This is a genomic window from Pseudobutyrivibrio ruminis AD2017 (assembly GCF_000424305.1).
Classification (GTDB): domain Bacteria; phylum Bacillota; class Clostridia; order Lachnospirales; family Lachnospiraceae; genus Pseudobutyrivibrio; species Pseudobutyrivibrio ruminis_B.
Map to the genome: position 1 here is coordinate 553,220 of NZ_KE384162.1, position 17,410 is coordinate 570,629.

General features: G+C 36.4%; 18 protein-coding genes. 2 read left to right on the plus strand and 16 right to left on the minus strand.

From position 1 onward, the window contains the following. Window positions 1-3 precede the first annotated feature (3 nt). The 3 genes from G611_RS0112795 to G611_RS0112805 are packed head-to-tail and all read right to left on the minus strand — an operon-like array spanning window position 4 to window position 4,509. Window positions 4-1,470, minus strand: coding sequence for a DUF6937 domain-containing protein (locus G611_RS0112795; protein WP_028243963.1), 1,467 nt, complete (start codon window positions 1,468-1,470; stop codon window positions 4-6). 24 nt (window positions 1,471-1,494) lie between these two features. After that, window positions 1,495-3,948, minus strand: coding sequence for a glycoside hydrolase family 2 protein (locus tag G611_RS0112800; RefSeq protein WP_028243964.1), 2,454 nt, complete (start codon window positions 3,946-3,948; stop codon window positions 1,495-1,497). Further along, window positions 3,949-4,509, minus strand: a complete 561-nt coding sequence (locus tag G611_RS0112805) for a TetR/AcrR family transcriptional regulator (RefSeq protein WP_036949235.1) — start codon at window positions 4,507-4,509, stop codon at window positions 3,949-3,951. A 199-nt stretch (window positions 4,510-4,708) separates the two neighbouring features. On the opposite strand from G611_RS0112805, the gene G611_RS16025 reads away from it, so the two are divergent. Then, window positions 4,709-4,834: a hypothetical protein gene (locus G611_RS16025; RefSeq protein ID WP_278244526.1), complete on the plus strand. Its 126-nt coding sequence runs from the start codon at window positions 4,709-4,711 to the stop codon at window positions 4,832-4,834. A gap of 58 nt (window positions 4,835-4,892) precedes the next feature. Here the strand turns inward: G611_RS16025 and G611_RS15885 are convergent, their stop codons facing one another. After that, window positions 4,893-5,060 (minus strand): hypothetical protein, encoded by a 168-nt coding sequence (locus G611_RS15885; protein ID WP_196801571.1) that lies wholly within the window; start codon window positions 5,058-5,060, stop codon window positions 4,893-4,895. Window positions 5,061-5,234: 174 nt separating this feature from the next. Between G611_RS15885 and xth the strand changes: the two genes are divergently transcribed. Next, complete coding sequence (gene xth, locus G611_RS0112820) at window positions 5,235-5,990, plus strand: exodeoxyribonuclease III (RefSeq protein WP_028243966.1); 756 nt, start codon at window positions 5,235-5,237, stop codon at window positions 5,988-5,990. Here the strand turns inward: xth and G611_RS0112825 are convergent. The 12 genes from G611_RS0112825 to G611_RS0112880 all read right to left on the minus strand — a co-directional run bounded on the left by G611_RS0112825 (window position 5,987) and on the right by G611_RS0112880 (window position 17,351). Beyond that, a complete protein-coding gene (locus G611_RS0112825) occupies window positions 5,987-7,240 on the minus strand; it encodes an ABC transporter permease (RefSeq protein WP_028243967.1) in 1,254 nt (417 codons plus the stop codon). The genes xth and G611_RS0112825 overlap by 4 nt on opposite strands. After that, window positions 7,240-8,829, minus strand: a complete 1,590-nt coding sequence (locus G611_RS0112830) for a biotin/lipoyl-binding protein (RefSeq protein WP_028243968.1) — start codon at window positions 8,827-8,829, stop codon at window positions 7,240-7,242. The genes G611_RS0112825 and G611_RS0112830 overlap by 1 nt, the downstream gene beginning before the upstream one ends. After that, a complete protein-coding gene (locus G611_RS0112835) occupies window positions 8,816-9,517 on the minus strand; it encodes an ABC transporter ATP-binding protein (protein ID WP_028243969.1) in 702 nt (233 codons plus the stop codon). Before G611_RS0112835 ends, G611_RS0112830 begins: the two co-directional genes overlap by 14 nt. 2 nt (window positions 9,518-9,519) lie before the next feature. Beyond that, on the minus strand, window positions 9,520-10,716 hold the full coding sequence (locus G611_RS0112840) for an efflux RND transporter periplasmic adaptor subunit (protein WP_028243970.1): 1,197 nt from the start codon (window positions 10,714-10,716) through the stop codon (window positions 9,520-9,522). Between the two features lie 130 nt (window positions 10,717-10,846). Next, complete coding sequence (locus G611_RS0112845; protein ID WP_028243971.1) at window positions 10,847-11,305, minus strand: HD domain-containing protein; 459 nt, start codon at window positions 11,303-11,305, stop codon at window positions 10,847-10,849. A gap of 93 nt (window positions 11,306-11,398) precedes the next feature. Then, a complete protein-coding gene (locus tag G611_RS0112850; RefSeq protein WP_028243972.1) occupies window positions 11,399-12,202 on the minus strand; it encodes a hypothetical protein in 804 nt (267 codons plus the stop codon). Window positions 12,203-12,210: 8 nt separating this feature from the next. After that, window positions 12,211-12,873, minus strand: coding sequence for a PilZ domain-containing protein (locus G611_RS0112855; RefSeq protein WP_028243973.1), 663 nt, complete (start codon window positions 12,871-12,873; stop codon window positions 12,211-12,213). An 86-nt stretch (window positions 12,874-12,959) separates the two neighbouring features. Next, window positions 12,960-13,814: a bifunctional 5,10-methylenetetrahydrofolate dehydrogenase/5,10-methenyltetrahydrofolate cyclohydrolase gene (locus tag G611_RS0112860; RefSeq protein WP_028243974.1), complete on the minus strand. Its 855-nt coding sequence runs from the start codon at window positions 13,812-13,814 to the stop codon at window positions 12,960-12,962. A 12-nt stretch (window positions 13,815-13,826) separates the two neighbouring features. Then, on the minus strand, window positions 13,827-14,441 hold the full coding sequence (locus G611_RS0112865; protein ID WP_028243975.1) for a cyclodeaminase/cyclohydrolase family protein: 615 nt from the start codon (window positions 14,439-14,441) through the stop codon (window positions 13,827-13,829). A gap of 50 nt (window positions 14,442-14,491) precedes the next feature. Further along, window positions 14,492-14,665, minus strand: coding sequence for a hypothetical protein (locus G611_RS15795; RefSeq protein WP_155942294.1), 174 nt, complete (start codon window positions 14,663-14,665; stop codon window positions 14,492-14,494). Window positions 14,666-14,729: 64 nt separating this feature from the next. Beyond that, window positions 14,730-16,400 (minus strand): sensor domain-containing diguanylate cyclase, encoded by a 1,671-nt coding sequence (locus G611_RS0112875; RefSeq protein WP_028243976.1) that lies wholly within the window; start codon window positions 16,398-16,400, stop codon window positions 14,730-14,732. 21 nt (window positions 16,401-16,421) lie between these two features. Beyond that, the gene (locus G611_RS0112880; protein ID WP_028243977.1) at window positions 16,422-17,351 is read right to left on the minus strand and encodes a carbohydrate kinase family protein; all 930 of its coding nucleotides are present in this window, start codon (window positions 17,349-17,351) and stop codon (window positions 16,422-16,424) included. Window positions 17,352-17,410: the final 59 nt, after the last annotated feature.

Genomic DNA, 17,410 nt, shown 5'->3' on the forward strand with positions numbered 1-17,410 from the left:
TAGCTAGTTCTTACTCTTCATCCCCATAGCAAGCTCTACAACCTTATATGCCCCATCATAAAGACCAATTGATTTATTTATCTTAATGCTCTCACACATTTCTGTAAGAAGCTTGTCATCCTTCATGAATATATCAATCATCTGAAGTGTATGAGGAATATCTCTACACTCAAGTGTTCCGTCACCCATTTCCGCTGAATGGATAGCGCCCCACATTTCATGCTTACCTACGCGCTTAATAAACAGCTTTGGAACTGGGTAAAAAGCAAGCTCTGATGGCTTTGTAACAAGTACATCGCAGCTACGCATAAGTAAGTTTGTACAATAAACTGCTTCAAAAATATTTTCATGATAGAAACCGTGAATACCGGTAACATCGCCTGTAAGTGCATCCTCAGCAAACTTTGTTGTCTTTTCATATTCGTTGAAGTGCTCTGTAGCAACCGATTTCATCTCAGGGATTTCATTAATAAGATCATCCCAAACATTCTTGTAATCACCAACATTTACATATAATGTAGCCTTATTAGCCTTAATCTCTGGTAATAAATATTTGATGATTGCAGCAAAGATTTCCTTCTGAGCTCCTGCTCCACCAATTGTGAGAAGGAATCTCATTGGTTTGCCATTCTTCTTTCTATCAATACGAGCCTGGCAATCAGCCTCGATGTTAGAAACAAGCTCATGGTCGATGTAGTGACCTGTGTAAACCAATTCATCATTTGGCATTGGATTACAAACTGCGTCACCAGCCATGCCATTGCAGATACGGTATCCCATATAAGCATTCTTACACTGAATAGCATGAACAGCACCCTCTGCAAAATGAAGTGCCATTGGCCAGTTATCTGGAATAGCATTGACAACGTACTTCATTCCAGCGTGAACTGCAGCCTGTGCTGGCCATGCGTGTGTTCCGATTACAGGAATATCCTTTGGAACATTCTTATAAACAGTAGCCATAAGCTCTGCATTCTTCTGATCTGAAGAATTGTAAGAAAGCTTTCTAAACCATTCGTAGTTGGCTGGCTCCCAGATAAACTTGTTGAAAAGCTTGTTCTTAGAAAGGCGTGAGCCCAAAGAATATAAATCATTCTGAGCGCTGATAACCTTAGTACATGTAGTCTGTGGATAGCCATTTAAATCCATCCAATATGGTGTATAGCCCATAGCCTTGGCAGCTGAAGCCATAGCCATGGATATACGATAATGGCCAAATCCCATTCGGATATTTCCTACAATAACACCCTTTTCAGTATCGAATTTTTCTGGTGACTGACCATCCTTTAAAAGCACATCATATACGCCAAGTGAATCACCAATGTGTTCATTCTTCGAAATTACGATATTGTAATCTACGTTAGAATCATCACCATACTTTTTGATGTTTTTCTTTTTGGTATTGCATGCTTTTTTGTAATCTTTGTCTGAAATTACATTACCAAAAATTACTTTACTCTTATCTTTCATTAATTATACCCTCCTCTGTATTATCTAAAAGCATTCTGCTGATAAGCTAATTTCTACTGTTTCAAGTCCATCGCATTTGATTGTAAGCTTACCATCGCCATCTTCACCAATGGATTTGATGTATACACCAGTTGCTCCACCAACAGGTGTAACAACACTTGGTCCAATTATTTCAAATGGTCCATCCACTTCAAAGCTAACAGGCTGATTAAAGAAATACAGCTGATTACCATTTTGATCTGCGATTTTAATTCGTATATGAGATACATCATATGTGTGTACCTCAGTAAGAAGTGTGTGGCTAGCCTTTGTTTCAATATGAGCCTTTGTAACAGCTGCCTTTGTAACAGTTTTTACCACTTTACCATCTTTTATAGCTTCGAATTTGTACTCCCGGGATTCTCCACCCCAGTCTCCAATGAACTTATTGTAGATTGGTACTGCCTTGCTAGGGCTAACGTGATGGAAAACAACTAATCTAAATGCAATCCAAGCAAGCTTTGGTGTCACCTTAAAGCCGCCTAATGTAACCTGATTTAATGCCTGCTTAATAAGCTTTGCCTGACCCTTTGTAAATTCTCCGTCATTTTCTACTGCATCGCCAACAAAATCATCTATAAGAATTGGACCATGCTTCATATTCTCGTATGTAGAATCTGAAGGGAAGTATTCCTTAACAAGTACATTGTTTTTGTACATCTTTACTGAATCTGCATTTGTAATGATATATGACTTTCCTCTGTTGCAGGCAGGATGCTCTCCGATGTCAAAACTTGTTGTAATATCAAGCACTATATCGTTATCGGAATAAGCCGAATAAATAGATGCTGCAAGCTTTGGATTTCTAAACATATCCATAACACCGTGATAACAGATTCTATCTCCAGAACCAAAATCCTTGTGTGTGTTGTAATCAAACATACACCAGCCAAATGAACCTGCTATATCAGATTCTCCAGCAATTGCATTAAGTACATTTGCATGTCTTATTGCATGCTCCTGTCTATGTTCCTCAGGATCATAAGCCTTTGTAGGGAACATATGGCCATTGTACTCACTAACAAGATAAGGCTTTTCTTCATTAGATGTAATATCACTCTTCTTTGAGCAGCCCTTGTTATCTCCTGAATGAACGAAATCATTGTATGTATAAACATCCTCAAGCAATGAGCTCTTAGCGTGTGCTCTAACACCACCTGTAGGACGTGTTGGGTCATACTTATGTGCCACCTCGTTGGTTCTTAAATAGAATTCATCATTATCCTGTGATTCGTTTATACGAACACCCCAAAGAATAATAGAAGGATGATTTCTGTATTGAAGTACCATGTCCTTAGTGTTGTTTACTGCAATATCCTGCCATTCTTTTCCACCGATGTGCTGCCATCCTGGTATTTCTGTAAATACTAAAAGACCAAGCTTATCACATTCATCAATAAAGTACTGAGACTGTGGATAGTGAGATGTACGAACTGCATTAAGTGCTAGCTCCTCCTTAAGAATCTTTGCATCGAATCTCTGCATTGATTCCGGCATTGCATATCCTACATAAGGATAAGACTGATGTCTGTTAAGACCTCTAAGCTTAAGCTTTCTACCGTTTAAGTAGTAGCCATTCTTTCTAAATTCAGAGCTTCTAAAGCCAACACTTGCTACATGCTCATCTACCACTTCATCATCGATAACTAACTGTGTTTTAACGGTATATAGATAAGGACTTTCTACATCCCATAACTTAACCGTTGTAGGAGCTGTTGTAAGGTTAAGAAGATATCCATCACCACATGCTTCTAATCCACCTACTGGCTGAGAGATTAATAAATCATCTTCTAAATATTGCTTGATAAATACATGCTCACCTACAGCAAGTTCATAAATGTTCTTTGTGAGATAGCATTCTGTTTTAAGTATTCCCTGTACCTTCATCATCTGAATCTGCTTTGGAGTGCGCTTGCTTGTAGAAATACGCTCCAATAATGAAGGCTGAAGGAAAATATCTGTAAAATGAGTTGGTTCAGAAATTTCGAAATATACATCTCTATAGATACCACCATAAGTCATATAATCAATTACATAACCAAATGGAGGCTGATTGAGTGTTTCTCTAGAATCAACCTTAACAGTAATAAGGTTTTCTTCACCATATTTAAGATATTCTGAAACATCAACATAAATAGCGGTATATCCGCAATCATGATGCTTAAGATGCTTACCATTGATATAGATATCACAGCTGTGACCAACTGCTTCAAATACAAGTCTGACTACCTTTCCATCCCACTGTACTGGTGCAAAAATGCTCTTTTGATAAGCGCTCACCATTTGGTAAACGTTTTCGTCAAAATATGAAAGAGGTGTCTCTTTAACTGTGTGAGGAATGTTTATAAGCGTGCTCTTAGCCATTGGCTCATTAATCATTTCCTCTTCAAATTTTTCATTAAATCTCCACTTACGATCTAAATATATTTTCTGTGCCATTTATTCTTCCTTTTTCATAATACCATCTACCATAACATCAACAACTTCAGCTAGTGCTGTAGGATAATCAGTACCGCTGGATTTTAAATAATCACCCATTAGTAATCTATCTACGCATGCTTCATACATGAGTTTAAAGATATTTAAATCAATATCTCTAATTGCTCCCTCTGCTATGCCCTGACGCAAAAGCTCCATTGTTTTTTCCCAGCCGCTATCTAGTCTGTCATTCATCTTCTGATAAGCCATCGGGTACTTGGTAGCAAGCTGATGCATCGCTGAATAATCAAATCCATAATGGGATTCAGGCAAAACAGCAAGAATTCCTCTTATTCGCTCAACAATGCCAAGGCTTTCATCCTTATAGACCTTGTCTTCTGCAGCCTTTATCAAATCAAATGCGTAATCCATCATGTCACACATCAATTCATTTTTATCACTAAAAATGGTATAGATTGTTTTCTTGCTCATTTTCATCTCTGTGGCAAGATCATCCATTGTAAATTTCGGCCCCTTCTCCTTGAAAACTTTAAGAGCCCCTTCTAAAATACGTTCATTCATAATTTTGCTCCCAAAAACTAGAATTTGTTCATTGCGTTTCCTTCCCCTTAATTGTAACAAAATGAGGAAACTAACTCAATAAAAACCCGTTTATACATTTTTCACAATTTCTACGCATTATTTTTGTTGACAAAGTACATATCAAGGTTTAATATATGCACGTAAACAAGAGATGAAGAGATTTTAGGAGGAAAAAAGAATGTTCGAAGAAGTATCATTCACAATGTACAGTGTATATTCAGATTATGAAAAGTATTGCAAGAGAATGCAGAAGGAAGGCAAGGAGCCTGTTTCATTTTTCAAGTATGCATTCGGTCAGTTATAATTTTTAGAACTAAAAAAACAGGGACTTGCAAAACGCGAGTCCCTTTCTTATTTATTATTTAATTATCTTCTGCATTTAATGCAGCATCAATGATAGACATAAGCTCCATCGCACTTCTGAAATTAAGTTTCTCATCGCGGTCAGCCCATGTAACCTGTCCCTGCCATGTATCGTTTTCACATTTATTAACATGAACTACAAATGTGCCCTCTTTTTTTTCTGTCATAGTTGCACCTCCCTGCTCGTTCTTATAATATCATACATTCCATTACATAAAGCATTATATTTTTTGATTTGTTTATAAAAACTTTTGTAAATAAAAAAAGCTTAGACTAAATTAGCTTGCCTGGTGCCTTACAAACCTTTAATATTTACATATATTAATCAATTGGAGGCTCTTATGAAAAAATTCATTTCATGGAATGTAAACGGTCTTCGCGCCGTTGTAGGCAAAGGATTCTTTGAATACTTTGATTCTGTAGACGCAGATATCTTCTGCTTACAGGAAATAAAGTTATCTGAAGGTCAGTTTGATACTACAAAAGAAGGCTATCACGTATACTTTAACTATGCTGAGAAAAAGGGCTATTCAGGTACTGCTATCTTCACAAAGGAAGAACCTATTAGCGTAAGCTATGGTATCGGCATTGAAGAGCATGACCACGAAGGACGTGTCATCACTCTTGAATTTGAAGATTACTACTTTATTACCTGCTACACTCCTAACTCTCAAACCGAGCTTAAACGCCTTGACTATCGTATGACCTGGGAGGATGATTTTAGAAACTATCTTTGCAAGCTTAACGAGAAAAAGGGAGTTATTCTTTGTGGCGATTTAAATGTAGCTCATGAAGAAATAGATATTAAAAATCCAAAGACTAACCGAAGAAACGCCGGCTTCACAGATGAAGAACGCGAAAAAATGACTGAGCTTTTAAATGCTGGCTTCATAGACAGCTTTAGATACTTCTATCCTGATATGACTGATATTTATTCTTGGTGGTCATACAGATTTAAGGCCAGAGAGAAAAATGCCGGTTGGCGCATAGACTACTTCATTGTCTCAGAGGATTTAAAAGAAAAAATGGCCGATGCCAAAATACATACTGATGTATTCGGCTCCGACCATTGTCCTATCGAGCTTGATTTAAATTAATTACTACGCAGCGCATCGATTGGGTTTAGGTTTGCGGCCTGGTGGCTTGGAAGGATTCCAAACACAATACCGATAACCATTGAAAATACCACTGCAATAAATGCGGCTGGCCACGAGATGGCTACTGGAGTTCCACTCATTATTGAAATAATTTGTGCAAGTCCAATACCACACACTACGCCAAGAACACCGCCCATCGATGTAAGCACTGCTGCCTCAGTAAGGAACTGTCCCATAATCTTTCCTTTTCTAGCCCCTATGGCCTTCTTCAATCCAATTTCGGCAGTTCGCTCTGTAACAGAAACAAGCATTATATTCATAACACCGATTCCACCAACTAATAGGGAAATAGCTGCAATCCAAATAAGCATTGAATTTGTAGATGAAGACAGTTGCTGTAGCTGCTGCGCCTGCTCTAACAAATCCTTTGATTGATATTTAATAGAATCATCTGCTGGACTAATATATGAATTGACTATATCTGCTGTTTTTTTACCAGCGGCAGTCATATCATCAGTTGATACAGCTCTAACAAGAATGTTTTCTGGCTCATCATATCTGTAGCTTATAGGCCAATCCTTAAGTGGAATATAAAGTGTTCCAGTTTCATCCTGCATATAGGTTTCGTAATCAGCTACTGTATTAATGATAGGTTCAAATGTTGAGCGGGATTCTACAACTCCAATTACAACATATGCGTCACCAGCTATTTCGATTACTTTTCCAAGAGGATCTTCATTCTGTAATAAATCTTCAACTACTGCTGTATCAACAACGCACACCTTCTTAAAAGCATTACATTCATCAGTAGTGAATAATCGTCCCTCTTTAACGGTAAGATTTGCTGTAGAGAAGAAATCTGATTCAACACCCTTTACATATCCACCGTTCATTTGAGTATTTTGATAATAAACTCCATCATATATCTGCCTATTTGCATATTTGCTTGCAGACTGCACTTCAGACAAGGAACGAACCTCTTCTAATACAGTATCACTTATACAAGGAATACCATAAGGTGGTTCACCATATGATAAATCCATTGGCCAATCGTTTTGATAAAGCTGAATATCAACCGTATTAGATCCTGAACCAATAAGATTCTCCTTTATTTGCTGATTTGTTCCTTCTATAGTTGAAACGATAGCGATAATGGCAGCAATACCAATAATAATTCCAAGCATAGTCAAAAATGACCTAAGCTTATGTGTCCATATGCCTCGAAAGGCTAATCTTAAATTTTCAAACATTAACCTAAGCCTCCATCACCATAATCTAAACCATCAGCCTTTTCACAAGGAATACCTTCTATAGCTCCATTGCCATAAGGGAAAGCCAGAAAATCTTTTTTGGTAACTCCTTTTTTGATTTCAGTCATATTTCCCCATAAGCTTTTACCAACCTTAACATATTCCTTCTTAAGAGTCTTAGATTTTCCCATTTTCATAACGTAACTTCCCGATGCATCCTTTCGGATATAGTAAGATGGAATGTAGAAGCCACCATCTTCTCCACCGGCAGGAGTAATAGTAATATCAACAGCTGAACCAATTTCTATACCACTGCTTCTATCAAAGCTTGCTTTGAATTCATAACTGCTACTGTTATTATTTCCACTACCGCTATAAAAATTATTTTCTTTACTTGGTGTATCACTAATTTCAGTAATGATAGCATCTGCAGTGGCACCGTTATCCCAGCAATTGATAGATACTGAATCCCCTACTTTTACGCTATCCAAATAAAACTCTCCAATAGATCCTGATATGAAATATTCATCAGTAGCAGAAACTATGATGAAAGCCTGATTTGTATTGTAGTTATCAACGTTTTGAACCTTTGAAACAGTTCCTGATACCTTTGCTATAATTTCGCCATTATCGGTTGTGTTTTTCATAACCTCCATCTCATTTTGGAGTTTACGTAAAGCTAAATCCTGCTTTTTAACATTAGTCTGAGATGTTTCAATGGCTTCCTTAAGCTGAGCGGCATTCAATCCTTCTGGGACCTTTTTCTCTCTTTCAATTGTGCCGTCCATATAATAAACTTTTTCACCAACTGGCTTATGTGTTTCGGAATCATATATTTCTGTAGTTCTTAGATATTCCTGTTCACTAGTTTCTGTCTTAATCTCGAAATCATCAGATTCTTTAATATTAACTCCTGCTAAGTCACCTCTAAGACTATCAACTGATATCTTTTCACGTATTGGATTGCCATCTGCATCCTCTTCTTCCGTTCCATCTTCTTTCAACTTGTTTTTGTAGATGTAGTAGATGGTGCTACCTGGATTACCATCTGAATCAAATGTCTCGCTGGCTACAACATCACCTCTTTTATAGGAACCATCATAACCATCATGTGCAATATCATTCTTAGCAATATAATCTTTAGCAGATATATAAGAAAACCTGCTATAATAATCCATTGTATATGTATTAGTAGGCACAGCCTTAGTTTTAAGGAGACGATCAAGCTTTGTCTGTTCTACTTGGAGCTCGTGGGTAGCTTTTAGTATCTGAAGCTCCTTTCCCTTCAAATCCTGTGACTCTCTTTTGACAACCATCAAAACATCGCCTTCGTTTACATGGTCGCCTTCTTTAACATTAACAGACTGGATTTCTGTTCCTTTTGCGATAAAAGCAGACTGAGATTTTTCAGAAGTAACTGTTCCATAGCTTTGAATATTGTCTCCCCAATATTCATCCATGCCCTCATTCTGCATTGAAATAACCTTAGCAGTCTTTTTGCTTTGTCTGTAATTAAATACTCCAAACAATGTACCAACAACAAGTCCAACAACTACAACAAATATAATTAAAGGCTTAAACTTCTTCATGTTCGCCCTCCTCTAACCCAGAATAGAGCCTGCCATCAACTATGCGATATGTTTTTTTCGCATGGCTTGCAATATTAGAATCATGGGTAATCATAATAATTGTTGTGCCCTCGTCATTAAGCTTTTGGAACAAATCCATAATTGCTGCACCCGATTTCTGGTCCAAGGCACCTGTAGGCTCATCTGCAAGAAGAACCTTAGGATTATTAACAATAGCTCTTGCTATGGCAACACGCTGCTTTTGACCACCTGATAGCTGGTCAGGTCTAAATTTAACTCTGTCTGCAAGTCCAACTCTGCTTAAAGCTTCGATAGCACGTCTTTCTCGCTCCTTCTTTTTTACACCAGCATAGCTTAATGGAAGGGCCACATTTTCAATGGCATTTTCCTCGTTCATTAGATAAAAGGATTGGAATACAAAGCCGATAGAATTTAATCTTAAATCCGACATTTGTCTGTCCTTTAATTTAAGAACATCCATATCCTCAAAAAAATATTCACCGCTGGTTGGTTTATCCAGGCAGCCAATAACATTCATAAGTGTACTTTTACCAGAACCTGATGGTCCCATTATGGCTACATATTCACCTTCGTCGACAGTAAGAGAAACATCATTAAGTGCTGGTACAGAAGTTTCGGAGCCTGATTGTCCATATACTTTAAAAATATTGTTTAACTTTACTATCATAACTATTCACCCTCAACACCGGAAACTGTCTTCATTCCCTCTTTCATATCTTCCATTGGGTATGCAAGCTTAGTTTTCTTATCTATCCCCTTAACCTCATATACCATCTGCTCTTCATAATAATCACCAAGCTCAACAGATTGTTTTGCAAGCTTTCCCTTGTTATCAACCCAAACAAAAGGATTACCATCCTCATCATAAGCTAAATAGTAATCATACAGATAAGTACCGTTAGAAAAATCCATTTCAGGAGCATCAGTCTGACCAATTTCGATGTATAAATGCTGGCCCATCATCAACCCTTCACTATTATCAAGTGTTATATAGAAAGGATATTTTGTTGATGTGCTATCGCTAGAATCTTCACCGCCATAAGAGTTTTCATTATTTTCCTGTTTAGACTCTGTATCAATCTTTGTAATTGTTCCTGACCAAGTCTTTGATTCATCAACACGAGAACGTAATGTAACAGGCTCATCCACGTTTATAGCCCATACATTCTGCTCATTAATCTGTCCCTTAACACGCATTTCCTTAGATGCAAGGATTGTAATAAAGGTGCCATCTGAAGTGTATGGATTAGTATCATCAGCGATTTTGGTGATGGTACCTGATACAGTAGATTTCACTGTAGAATTGTTTATCTTCTTTTTGTTTTCCTCAATTTTAGCATTAGTCTGCTCAATTGAATTCTTAGTAATTGCAATATCAGTGTTTAATCCATTTATCTGATTTTGAAGGTCTTCTCTTTCATCCTTATCTTTGTCAGTTTGACCTTTTATCTTAGCTATATCAGCCTGGAGCTTTTCTATTTGTCTATTGCTGTTTTCAATATTTAAGTTGTAGCCTTCAATATCGAAACCATATTGAACAATTTCTGCCTCAAGTGAATCTGTTTTGTAAGAAAAAAGTGGTGTACCCTCAGATACAGTATCTCCTTCAGAAACAAATATTTGATCTAATTCTCTTTCTGAGCTTTTTGTAATACTAGTAGACTCCTGTCCTTCAACAATACCCATAAAAACATCAGGAGTATAGCTACTTTGTTCGCCCATTATTTCTGATAAAGGTGTAACGTAGATTTGAGATGAATCATCTGATTTTCCAGAAACATTAGATAGAATTCCAGATTTAAAAGTAAAAACTGCAGACGCAGCAATAATAGCAATCAAGACGATTGCCACAATCTTTTTTTTCATACTTAAACTCTCCCTTTCAATAGTTAAAAAACTGTTCTAGTCTTAATAATACAGTTATAACATTAAAAAAGAGGCAATGCAATACAAGGCCTCGTTTTTTACTCAATACTTACAGGATTTTTTAACCTATTTATCTACATAACAAAGTTTCCTTTGTAGAAATACATTTATCGGCAATACAAACAATCCATGCTTCTCTGCATTTAGGAATTTTTGTTATGTTTAATGGCCACATATGGCTTTCAATAACCCCCTGTGTCTTTTCCGAAATACTAAAATGATTAGTAGCATTGATACGAGCTGTTTTTGAATGAGAAAACCCATGTAGGCCATGTCCATCATCTGTAACATGCCAATCATACAGATAATAATCGTGTAAAAACGCCCCTACGGAAAGTACTTTTTCATCGCCGCCTATGTGAAATCGTTCGTTAATCCAAAAACTAAGTCTTGTAACGCTTTCCACATGATCATATGTTGAAATCTTACCATGCTGAATATAGCTTTTCATTCTCTGCACTCTTTCATCAGCCTTAAAGGGTGCTAGAATTGATTTAAGCTTTCTCTCTTCATCTGGTCTAAGTCTCATAAAAACCTCCGACTAATACCACAATTCAATAGACGCATAATATCAAAAAATTATGTATTAGTTGTGAAATAATAATCTAAAAACAAAAAATAACTATCTAAATTTATAGAAGGAATCTGTTCTTCTTCCATCATTGAAGGTACCTTCTATGATTATTTCCCCATCTTGATTTATTTCAGCAATTCCCACCTTACTAGAATGGTTTTGCAAATATGAAATATAAAAGACATAAACATCCTCTGTAAAGAAGTAATCATATCTTTCTTCATCTGTTAGTTCATCTTCTTTTTCAAGACAACAATCACCTAATTCAAGATTAAATCTACCTACATACTCTGAATCAGTTCTTCCAAATGTAACAGTGTAACCATCTTCCTCTGGGAAATCCAACACTATCTGGTTGTAGGCATCATCCAAAGACGAAACAGCAGTCACCTCGTGCTCAGATACCCTTGGCTTTTCTTCCTTGTTATAGTCAGGGATGCTGTTGAACAAAACAAGAATCCATATCTGAAATAACAATATCAAAACAAGTAATACCACTATAACTGTAGTGATACAACCTTTAATATCAATCTTTAGTTTCTTCTTAGGAGCAACTTCAGATTTAATCTTATTTTTCGCATAATCACTGTCACCAATAGTTTCCATGCAATGATTACATATCACATGGTTATCAGCATGCTGGCCACAGATGACGCATTTTTCGTCAGTCTCAAGGCCCGCAGCTATATCAAATATCCTGCTTTTAAATCTCTTGCCAAAAACTGAGCCTAGAATTTCTCGTTCGTTTTCTAGCCTCAGAATACCTTCCACCACTTCCATCCTAGTAAAATCATATTTGGAAGTAAGCTTCACCATATATAAAAACTCTTGTCTTAATTTTTCATCCCCCATGATTGCCCCTACTCTAAACTATCTTCTTTTCGTCTGTCTAATCCCTTAAAGCATAGATAAGCTAAGAGCTTGTTATCTCTTTCAAGAATCTTGCCCGCGTAAAAAACGCCGTTTCTTTCAGTTTCAGCTCTAACGATTCTAGCCTTTACCGCCAAACTAAAATCCGAATTATTAGCTTCGTCAGCAAAATTAACCTCTACCACATCTCCAATTGTTACTCTAAATGAATTTCCAATAAAAGATATACCGCTATCGCTAATATCAAGAACTGAAACAGAGAATCTACGACCATCTTCCATAAGAGCAGAACCAGGCTTTTTGACTATAACGCGCCCGTCCTCTCTTCTTTCACTAGAAGCTGCAATTTTGCCAAATGCCTTAGCATCAATGGCATAATAATCAATCCCCTTAAAGTTCACTAAAGAAACCGACAAATTCTTCCATACAACTCTGCCATTAGTGACAGGATCTATACAGTGCAAGCAAAAGCTTAATCCCTGTGGTGACCCCTGAGTGAAATCAACTACTGTACCATTATAAATGTAAGGCTTTACAAGCGCCCCAGTGCCATTGTTTGTACCTATAACCTCTGTTTTAAATTCAAATGAAGAATCACCTATTAAAATCTCTAAGGTGACAACCTGTCCCGCAACTAACTTATCAATAGTCATAATACTCTCCCGATTACAATATAATTATATTTTACCTAATTAATCGGTCATTTTGAATTATAATTTCGCTTTTTTTGAGAAATATATTAAGAATTCTGTCGAATTGCTGCCTCTACAACATGCTTAACAAGAATGCTTGTTGTAACGCCACCAACTCCTCCTGGAACAGGAGTAATAGCATCAACCATCGATTCAACCTCGTCGAATATAACATCTCCGCATAATTTGTTTTTCTCAGCATTCCAACCGATACCAACATCAATAACAGTCTGGCCTTCTTTTAAATAATCTTTGCCAACACTTTCCATCTGACCTGAAGCAACTACAACAATATCAGCATCCTTTGTAATAGATGTAATATCAATTGTTTTTGTGTGACAAATAGTAACCGTTGCATTAGCATGCATAAGAAGCATAGCAACAGGACGACCAATTACAAGTGAACGGCCGATTACTACAACCTTTTTTCCCTGTAATGGGATATTATAAAACTTAAGAATTTCCATAGCTGCTTCTGCCGTACAAGGAGCAAATCCAAGCTTAGTGTTTGTAAAAACTCCTGCAAGAGATAAATCTGTACAGCCATCAACATCCTTTTTTGCCGCAAGCATATTTCTTGCTTTTAGTTCATCTATGTGCTTAGGAAGTGGTCTAAACATAAGAATTCCATTTATAGTAGCATCTTTATTTAATTTATCTAATTCACTTAAATATTCTTCTTCAGTAACATCCATTGGCAGAGCAATTGCTTTAACTGAAACTCCTACCTGCTCACATCTTTTTTTAGTGCCTCTTTCATAAGACAAATCATCTTCTCTTTCACCAACTCTAAGAATTGCAAGTGTTGGTGTTATTCCATCTTCCTTAAGCTTTTGCACGTCTTTTGTAAGCTTTGCATTTAAGCTTTCAACAACATCTTTTCCCTTAAGTAGTTTTGCCATGTTTCCTCCTAATTATAATCTTGATATAACTGCAGAATATATATTATCTGCCTTAACAAGATATCTATCTAAATATTCATCAACACTATCATCGATAGCTTTTGCGTAATCCCTATCCTTCATAAGATTGGTGTTAACCTTTACATTAACCGCAGCACCCTTCATGGCACCGGCAAGTAATGCTACACCTGTGGCCGCATCGCTAATCATAAGCTTAGAGCCCTTTATAGCAAATTCTTCCTGCAAATCTATAGCTGCTGCCGCAAGCTTTACTATTTCATAAGGAACTTTTGCTGCATCCTTTAAGCACTGCTCCATAATAATATCTCTTGAGCTGTCCTCCTTTGGAATTGCGTAAGCCTTAGATAAAGGTTCAAAAGCGGTAGCATCATCATCTATACTTTTTAAAAGCTTACTTTGAAGTTCATTAGCTTTAATCATCAATTCCTTTATATCATCTTCAACATCAACATACTTTTTCTTTCCAACAGTAAACTCTCCTACCATTGATCCTAAAGCAATACCAATGCTTCCAACCAATGCGCTGGCTCCACCGCCTCCAGGGACTGATGTTTTAGCTGCCAACTGCTTAGTAAATTCTGTAACACTTACATCCAATAAACTCATAACTTTTCTCCTTGTATAAAATAAAAAGACCTTGGAAATCCTCCAAGGTCTCAATCACTTATAAAATCAAAAATTGTCATCTGATTAGAATCTGCGACTAAATTCTCGTAGGTCTCCTGCTCTTCAGCAGTCATTTCCCTTTGGAAAACATATGTCTCTTGTTTTATGACTCCATCTTTATCAAAATACATCTGTCTGTATCTTGTTGTATTATTTTCTAACATTATTCTTTGCCCATCTATATAATAAAATCAATCTTAATTCTATCATAATAGGGGAAAATATCAATTAATTCTTTCTACGTTCATAGACTGATTGTGAATAAAAATTCTTCTTATCAATTAACATATTATCATCAGCTATATTACATAGTTCTTCTGGCATAGAATCAGGGTAATCTCTGATTGCAGCAACACCAATAGCTGCTGAAAATCCGTCGATATATTTTCCCTTCCAAGTGGAAGCCAGATGATTAAATTTATCTATTCTTCGTTTGATTTCGGATTCGGAGGCAATAAGCATAACTACAAATTCGTCTCCACCAATTCTACTGATTACTGCTGTAGGACTGTCATCGAATGCACTATTCAAACAATATGCACATGCTTTTAATAACTCATCTCCTGCATCATGCCCAAAATTATCATTGTAGTATTTCAATCTGTTAACATCTAAATACACAACCGTCGTATCCTTCAGCAGTTCTCTATCATTTAGAAGGGCAAGCTCCTCATAGAAATATCTTCTGTTAGTAAGATGTGTTAATTCGTCTGTATATGCAAATTCCTTTGCTTGAACCAGTTCTTCCTCTTCCTCTACCTTAAGGCCGATTCGTTTATAAATAAGGCCAACCTGAGTAGCAATATATATCATAAGGCCTATGACAAGAAAAATATTATAGTTACTATCTATGTCATTTATATACATAGCAAGGGAAACCAAACAAACTAATAGAAATGCAAGATTTCCAATAGCTATTAATCGTCTTTCAGATTTGCGCTTAGCTTCCTTTAAGCTAGTATATGAATAGTAAGCAGTTATTCCCAATATTACTAGTGCAATAAGGTGACCTATAACAACAAGCTGGCCCCAATCTATTACTCCAAATAAACAAAGAATAAACAATCCCGCTAAAAGAACTGCAATAATGCCATCAACAACATTATCAACAAATGAAACTCTAAAATTAACAGCTCTCACCAGCTCGAAAAATGCAAGTGGCATCATCAAAAAGACGATAATCTCTAAGATTGCAAAACCAGTTCCATTTCCAAAAACAATATACAGCAATCTGGTTTGACATATAAGCCAAACACTAGCTGTAATTGCAAAAATACCAGCATATAATAGAGCTTCAAAAGAAAGCTTTCTCAATATATGAGAACGTTTAGCAATAAAATATGCGGCTATTAACACCTCACAAAAACCATAGAAAAACAGAATAACTGCAACCACTAATTGCAACCATTGCTTTTTCAAAACATAAATACCATAGCCAGAACGAGTACTTATATATGCACCATATACTTCAGAGCCATATAAGGATTTCTGTAGCTTCAAGGTAATATCTATTTTCTTTCCGGAGTATTCCTCTTTCAAAGGCAAATGTATTTCTTTTTTTCCTACATTTGTATATGAATTAAATAGTTTATTATTTACTGAGCGATACACCTGATTGCCATCGATTTCTATCGAGTAGTCATCGTAATAGCATTCAAAAATCAAGAACTGATCGCCATAAACATTTGGCATTGTATTACTGATTACGAACTCAGTATCGTCTTCATATGGAAACTTTATTTCCACATTATCAATAGTCCATCCACTATCATACTCAATAAAATTCTCGTGGTATTTACTATTTTCCTGATTTGAATAGGCAAATCCCAAAAGCTCAATAAAAAGTATAACTATTACATATACTCCTACTAATACCTTTCGTAAAAAACCCTTATCCATAGCTCCTACCCCACAATATTGCTAGTTTTCAGGTAATTCTAATCCAAATTCACTAGGTAAAAATCTAGGACATACATTGTCCGAGGTTACTATAACTGAAGCTGCAAGAGTAGAACCAATCTCGCAGGCCTCTGCCATAGTCTTTCCATAAGTAAGACCAATAGTTACACCTGCAAAGAAGGAATCTCCTGCACCTGTAGTATCCTTAACATCTACCTTTCTTGCAGGTACAAAACCTGTATTACCATCAATATCTGCATAAACTGCACCCTTGCCACCAAGAGTAACAATCATCTTTTTAATCTGAGCGCCCTGTACCTTTTTAGCAAGGATTTCTTCCATTTCCTCTGGAGTCTTCTCTGAATAATCATCCATGAAAAGAATACCAGCCTCCTGCTGATTACATACAAAGCATTCTACATTCTTAAGAAAATCTCTACGTTCTACAGCAATGCTCATGTTTGAAACAGCTGCATAAACCTTTAGATTATACTTTTCCGCATATTTGAACACTCTTTTAATAGTGTCCTTTTCCATATCTATCTCAAGGGCGATACTATCTGCATCCTTAAAGATTTCATCACCCTCTTCATCAAGAATATCATTGATTACTGAAAGGTCAGGTCTCTTTGAAATTGAAGCAACAACATCACCATGATTATCAAAAACTGCAAGCCACTTACCCATTCCGTCTGGTGTACGACGAACAAATCGTGTATCAACCTTATGGTTATTAAGCTTTTCAAGTACTCCTGTGCCAATACCACTATCATCAACAAGGCTAACAAATGTAGGTCTAAGCTCAACATTTGCAATATCCTCAACTACATTTCTACTAACTCCACCGTGTACCTCTTCTACTGTACCAACATTTCTACCAGCTGGAATATAGCTTGATGTAGAATGTCCTTTAATGTCAATAAATACCGCACCTAGTACAACAATTCCCATAATTAATATTTCCTCTTTCCTCAATTTATAATCTATCCGATTATAACACTCGTAGTAAT

Coding starts and splice junctions, on each gene's coding strand:
- G611_RS0112795 (WP_028243963.1), bottom strand. CDS start 1,470: ATGAAAGATAAGAGTAAAGTAATTTTTGGTAATGTAATTTCAGACAAA.
- G611_RS0112800 (WP_028243964.1), bottom strand. CDS start 3,948: ATGGCACAGAAAATATATTTAGATCGTAAGTGGAGATTTAATGAAAAA.
- G611_RS0112805 (WP_036949235.1), bottom strand. CDS start 4,509: ATGAATGAACGTATTTTAGAAGGGGCTCTTAAAGTTTTCAAGGAGAAG.
- G611_RS16025 (WP_278244526.1), top strand. CDS start 4,709: ATGTTCGAAGAAGTATCATTCACAATGTACAGTGTATATTCAGATTAT.
- G611_RS15885 (WP_196801571.1), bottom strand. CDS start 5,060: ATGACAGAAAAAAAAGAGGGCACATTTGTAGTTCATGTTAATAAATGT.
- xth (WP_028243966.1), top strand. CDS start 5,235: ATGAAAAAATTCATTTCATGGAATGTAAACGGTCTTCGCGCCGTTGTA.
- G611_RS0112825 (WP_028243967.1), bottom strand. CDS start 7,240: ATGTTTGAAAATTTAAGATTAGCCTTTCGAGGCATATGGACACATAAG.
- G611_RS0112830 (WP_028243968.1), bottom strand. CDS start 8,829: ATGAAGAAGTTTAAGCCTTTAATTATATTTGTTGTAGTTGTTGGACTT.
- G611_RS0112835 (WP_028243969.1), bottom strand. CDS start 9,517: ATGATAGTAAAGTTAAACAATATTTTTAAAGTATATGGACAATCAGGC.
- G611_RS0112840 (WP_028243970.1), bottom strand. CDS start 10,716: ATGAAAAAAAAGATTGTGGCAATCGTCTTGATTGCTATTATTGCTGCG.
- G611_RS0112845 (WP_028243971.1), bottom strand. CDS start 11,305: ATGAGACTTAGACCAGATGAAGAGAGAAAGCTTAAATCAATTCTAGCA.
- G611_RS0112850 (WP_028243972.1), bottom strand. CDS start 12,202: ATGGGGGATGAAAAATTAAGACAAGAGTTTTTATATATGGTGAAGCTT.
- G611_RS0112855 (WP_028243973.1), bottom strand. CDS start 12,873: ATGACTATTGATAAGTTAGTTGCGGGACAGGTTGTCACCTTAGAGATT.
- G611_RS0112860 (WP_028243974.1), bottom strand. CDS start 13,814: ATGGCAAAACTACTTAAGGGAAAAGATGTTGTTGAAAGCTTAAATGCA.
- G611_RS0112865 (WP_028243975.1), bottom strand. CDS start 14,441: ATGAGTTTATTGGATGTAAGTGTTACAGAATTTACTAAGCAGTTGGCA.
- G611_RS15795 (WP_155942294.1), bottom strand. CDS start 14,665: ATGTTAGAAAATAATACAACAAGATACAGACAGATGTATTTTGATAAA.
- G611_RS0112875 (WP_028243976.1), bottom strand. CDS start 16,400: ATGGATAAGGGTTTTTTACGAAAGGTATTAGTAGGAGTATATGTAATA.
- G611_RS0112880 (WP_028243977.1), bottom strand. CDS start 17,351: ATGGGAATTGTTGTACTAGGTGCGGTATTTATTGACATTAAAGGACAT.